General features: G+C 33.9%; 4 protein-coding genes. All 4 read right to left on the bottom strand.

Features of this window, described 5'->3' with window-relative positions; all coding sequences use genetic code 11:
* Positions 1 to 221: 221 nt before the first annotated feature.
* Entirely contained in the window at positions 222 to 1649 is a 1428-nt protein-coding gene (locus IKV95_RS10605; protein WP_287451814.1) for an AcpB/EbpR/MafR family transcriptional regulator, read from the bottom strand.
* A gap of 87 nt (positions 1650 to 1736) precedes the next feature.
* Complete coding sequence (locus IKV95_RS10610) at positions 1737 to 2744, bottom strand: acyltransferase family protein (RefSeq protein ID WP_287451815.1); 1008 nt, start codon at positions 2742 to 2744, stop codon at positions 1737 to 1739.
* 228 nt (positions 2745 to 2972) lie between these two features.
* Positions 2973 to 4274: a murein hydrolase activator EnvC family protein gene (locus IKV95_RS10615; protein WP_069126622.1), complete on the bottom strand. Its 1302-nt coding sequence runs from the start codon at positions 4272 to 4274 to the stop codon at positions 2973 to 2975.
* Between the two features lie 164 nt (positions 4275 to 4438).
* Positions 4439 to 5650 (bottom strand): MSCRAMM family protein (locus IKV95_RS10620; RefSeq protein WP_287451816.1); only part of this gene is annotated, 1212 nt, incomplete at its 5' end.

A 5650-nucleotide genomic window follows, 5' to 3' on the forward strand; every position in this document is an offset into this window, starting at 1 on the left:
AGAAGGTGTGCGTGAAATTATTGCTCTGCCTATCTCAGATTCTGAACACAAACAATTTTTGAATTCAGTTGATCAGTTAAAAACAACGATTCGCTCTATCAAATAATCTAATAACTGAGTAGTTAGCTGTTTCTCACCATGTGGCCATCACTCTAAACTGCACATTAAAAGCATCTCAAACTTTATTGAGATGCTTTTTCACTGTCTATTTTTCAATATTTTCATAGCTGCTTGATTCGTTTTTTTATCAATTGTCTCTTTTTTTGATCAGGAAATAAAGAGCACGCAATCACCGGGGTACTCCCTAACGTCAAGCCTTCTTTATTCGTTAATACCAAGCTATAATTAGCAGCATTTTGCTCTAACGTTTCAACAGATATTTCATTGATAATCGTTAAATTACAATCCATTTCTAGCGCCTGTTTAATGTATTGTGCTAAGAAATATTGATGTATTTCTGCTACATTAAAGTGCAAACAAATTGTTATATCTTTCTTTTTTTCCAACCTTTCTAATAGTTTATCCCAGTTGACCAAAACACAGTAACATCGATTGAACATTATATTATCCGAATACGACAAATCTTTGAAGATTTTACGATACTCACGTACAAAAAGATTATAAAAAGCACTGAAATTGGTATGCGAGTTCATAATGAAGTCTTTACGTTTATTATACAAAAGACAATTACTTTGATATTTCCTACTCTCTTCATTAAGCAGACAATTTAAAACATGTTCTGCATTAGAGATTTCAAAGTCTAACGCCACAGATAACTTATTAAGAAGGTGTCGATAGTGATCCTGCCTTTTTATAAAAAACACACTACTCTCGTATTCAACATTACTTTTTAAATAACTTTCTAGCAAAAATACATCAAATATTTGTTGTAACAAAGGAATAGTGATTGGCTTACAAAATATTTTTTCTATTTTTTTTAAGCTATTTTTATCACTTATTATGTTTTGATAGAAGACATTAGAAACGTCATTGTTAATTGGAATTTTATGATTGTTTTTTGTCCTTGTGACAGACACTAATAAGCACACTTGCATTATGTATTTATCCGTATATTCAATCTTAGGTTCATCCTGTTCTTCAAGCATAACAATCATGTCATTTACTAAATTGAGGGAATCATCTGAAAAAACAGCAGTAGCTTTCTGATACTTTTCTAACATTAAGTGAATTAAGAATTGGCGAATTAATGATTCATCCCCTGTAATGCGATATGGATGGGATGTAATTTCCAATTTAGACGATTTTAATTTTTGATTAAGCCGATTCACCAATCTACCTAATGTTGACTGGCTGATGTATAGATGTTTACACATCGTTGATGCAGAGAAGCCAGTTCCAAACGCTAAAATTTCCAAAAAGTTAAATTCAAGGCTATCTTTTAAAATATACTTATAAATAGCGCTCTTAGAATAATTATCAAAAAGAGTTAGGCAATAACCGTATTTTTTAGCATATTGTATCTCAAAAAATTCCAATCCTCTATTCAGATAGGCAATATCTGATCGGATAAGCCGTTCTGATAAACCAACTTCTTCTGAGATAGCCTTAGTCGTCATCCATTCATTACAATACAGTATTTCTAACAAATTCAAATGCCGTAAAGAGCGACTATTCAATAACTTCCTCATCGTCACAATTCCTTTCTTTTCGTAAAATAAAATTTTCTACAAAAAATTGATTACTTTGGTCTTATATTATAGCTGGTTTTATCGTATTTACATGAAGCGAAAAAGTCGTTTATTTCCCCGTTTCGACCACAATGACAACAAAACCAGGTAGCTTACTATCACACTAACTACTTTTATAATTAAATAAAATGTCCCTTCTGAATAAATACCTACTACTTGACCGACCTTATCAAACCCTAACAATAAAAAATATTGTGTCCCTAGCAACAGAATTGCTTTCTTTCCAAAAATTGTTAGACTACACATCTTATTATATTGTTTGATAAGTAATACCGAAAATAAAATACCACTCGTTGCGCTGAGTAGAAATAAGAAATAATTTGTCCCGTAATAGTTATCATACACACTGATAAATTTCGACCCATTAAGCCATATCATATTAATAACTAACACTATCCCTGAAATGAAAAACAATAATGTACGTAAATTTTTGTTAGTTTCTAGCCAGCCTAATAAATCGTATTTTTTAGTAATGTTTCCCAGATAGTAGAAGCAAAAACAGCAAAAAACAATATGTATACCAAAGGGGTATTTAATTCCTGTTTCACTTAGACCCCATCCAATAATACAGCTAGCAATAACTAAAGTGAATTGCAGCCACCTCTTGTTTTCTAATTTGTTAAAGCTTACAAATACCAGGTCTATTATCAGTAAAACAATTAAGAACCACAAGGGAGAATTCCAACCTACACTTCCATTGATATAAAAAACGCTTAATAATGTATTTAATGGGTCTCGCTCTAAACCACCCGTTTTAATATAATAAAAAACATTGATAAAGACTACAGAAATCATTTGGAAAATAAGATATGGAAGCAACAGGACTTTCCATTTTTTATAAAAATAATTCTCTTGATTTGGCCTAAATAAGTAACCTGAAATGAAAAAGAACAGCGGCATATGGAAAGAATAAATTAGTTTCATCAGCATACCCGTCGAGTCATTAGCAGCAGTTATAACAATTGAGTGCCCAATAATCACCAAAATTATTCCATATGCTTTTAAGTTATCCAACCATATCATTCGTTCTTGCATTTTTATCTTCCCCATTCGTTTTTTAGATAGTATCTCGTGCTCTTTTTCTGAATATTTTTTATTATAGCACTATTAATTTAACGAGAAGATGCCCTTATGCGAGAAAAACAATTACTCAAAAAATAGTTCTTTGCGCACTTATTTTAAACAGCGAATTTCTATTATCATTATAAAAAACCACGCAAATCTGCGTGGTTTTTTTAATACTTTATTATTATTTCGATTATCCTAGAAGAAAAGTTCCGGGTTCAATACATTTCCAATACCACCATATAATGATGTGCGAATTTCAAAATGTAAATGCGTTCCTGTTGATTGTCCGGTTGAACCCATACCACCAATTACTTGACCTTGTGTTACAGATTGGCCTACACTAACTGATTGTGATGACTGATGCGCATAGAGCGTATAGTTTCCATCATCATGTTGTATAATTGTAGCCATTCCGTAACCAGAGACTGGTGCCCCATCATTTTGAACAAGGACAACTTTCCCACTTTTTGATGCATAGATTGGCGAACCTTGTGCTCCACCAAAATCAGTTCCTTTATGGAAACCACTACTATCTAAACCACTACGTGGACCGTAATGTGAACTAATAGGTGCTGAACTTGGTCTAATATAGCCACTACCTGTTGGTGGTGAAGGTTGCTCAGTCTCTGGTTTTACATTTTGTTGACCTGATGGTTTACTAGATTCAACAGGCGGTGCCACCGTTTTAGTTGGTGCTTCTTTTTCTACTTCAGGCATTAAAGCAACTTCAACTTTTTCATCTTCAATTGCATTCGTTTTCTCAGACTCTGCTGCTTTTTTTGCTGCTAAAGCAACTTCTGCACGTTGTTTTTCTGCTGCTAAAGAGGCTGCTTTTGCCGCTTTATCTGCTTTTTCGGCAGCCACACGGACAATCTCTGCTTGTTTTTTACTTTGAATTGTTGTTTTTTCAGTTGCCAATTTTGCAACAACCGCCTCTTTCGTAGCTTCTTGTTCCTTTAAATCAATGGCATTAGTTTCTATTTTCGCGATATTCTCACGTTGTATTTTCATTATTTTATTCATTTCTGTCGCTGCAGTATCTACTTCTTTTTTATCATTTTTTTGCGTATCAAACATTTCACGGTTAGCTGATACTAAACGAGAAACCACACTAACACGCGCTATTGCATCTGTTACAGACTCAGAATTCAAAACAAAGTCAACATAGTTAACATCTTGTCCATTTGTTTGAAGCGCACGTGCTTGTTTGATAAGTACGCCTTCACGTTTTTCCATTTTTTCTTCTAACTCAAGACTTCTTGTTGCTAATTTATCTGATTCTTCTTGTTTTTTCTTAATGTCGCTTATAAGTTTTTTAGATTCAGTTTGATTTTCTTTGATTTTATCAGTAAGTTCGACTAATTGCTCTTTAGTTGTTTTAGCTTGAATATCAATACTTTTAATTTGGTCATCATATGTGTCTGCTTTAACTGCAGTTATCATTATCGGTGCAACTAAACCTGTAATAAGTGTCACCGTAAGTAGTTTCTTTATCATTGTTGTGGTACACGTCCTTTCAATTCAACTACTCGATTGTAACACAGTTCTTCTGAGCTGATGTTACAGTAACATAACAATGTTGTTACCAATTAAAAAAGAAGTTCATCACCCCTTGTTTAAAGGGATAAATGAACTTCTTTTTATAGTTTGTAGCTAAACTTCTAGAAATTTTTCTTAGGACGACGTTTCAACATGAAAGCACTCATCATTGTAACAAACATTCCTAAAACGACGAACAAGCGATCCATTGGGTTATCACCTGTAGTCGGCAACGAAGTTGGCTGATTTGGAATAAGAACAGATTCCGATGGTCCATCTGGTTTTATTGATCCATTTGGAGTCGGTGTCCAAGTTGTTCCTGGTTTCACTGGGTTACCTGGTTCGCCTGGTTTACCTGGTTTACCTGGTTTACCTGGTTTGTCTGGCTTCACTGGTGGAATAATAACTGTCTCTTCTTCCGCTTTATTAATAAATATTCCAAGGTCTAATGAAACAAATGTGTCTGATTCATCAATAATTGTAAATGTTAATAACTTCTCTGATTTCACAAAGCCTTGTGGCGCTTTTGTTTCTTTAAACGCATAGTTACTTGGCGCTAAATCACTGGCACTCACACGACCTTTTTCATCTGAAATCAAACCAGATTTTACAACTTCACCTGAATTTGTATCTATTAACTCAAACTCTGCATCTGGCAATGGCACATTATTTTCATCTACTTTGATGAAGCTTGCCATACCTTGATAGTTAACTAATTCACCTGCATTTACAACTTCTGGCACTGCTGCTTGTTCTGCTTCAATTGTAAATCCAACGGGATTAGTATTTAAAATGTATCCTGTTGGTGCTTTGGTTTCAACAAATTGGTATTTCCCAGGTGATAAATTATCAACTGTTATTTTACCACTTACATCTGTTACTAATTTATCTGCAATTGTTTTACCGTCTGCATCTACTACTTTAAACTCTGCATTTTCTAAAACTTTTCCAATAGCATCTACTTTCGTTAATACTGCGCTCGCTTTGTAGTTTGCTAATTCACCTGCATTTACAACTTTAGGCATCGCTGCTTGCTCTGCTTCTATTGTAAATTCAACGGGGTCAGTATTTAAAACGTATCCTGTTGGTGCTTTTGTCTCAACAAACTGGTATGTTCCTGGTGCAAGTTCTGTAGCTGTCACTTCGCCTGCTTCATTTGATACCAGTTTTTCGATTACTGTTTTACCTTCTGCATTAATTACTTTAAACTCTGCATTTTCTAAAACTTTTCCATCAGCATCTACTTTCGTTAATACTGCACTACCTTTGTAGTTTACAAATTCGCCTACATTGACGACTTTAGGCATCGCTGCTTGCTCTGCTTCTATTGTAAA

Origin of the sequence: Brochothrix sp., from assembly GCF_017549435.1 — a bacterium.
Classification (GTDB): domain Bacteria; phylum Bacillota; class Bacilli; order Lactobacillales; family Listeriaceae; genus Brochothrix; species Brochothrix thermosphacta.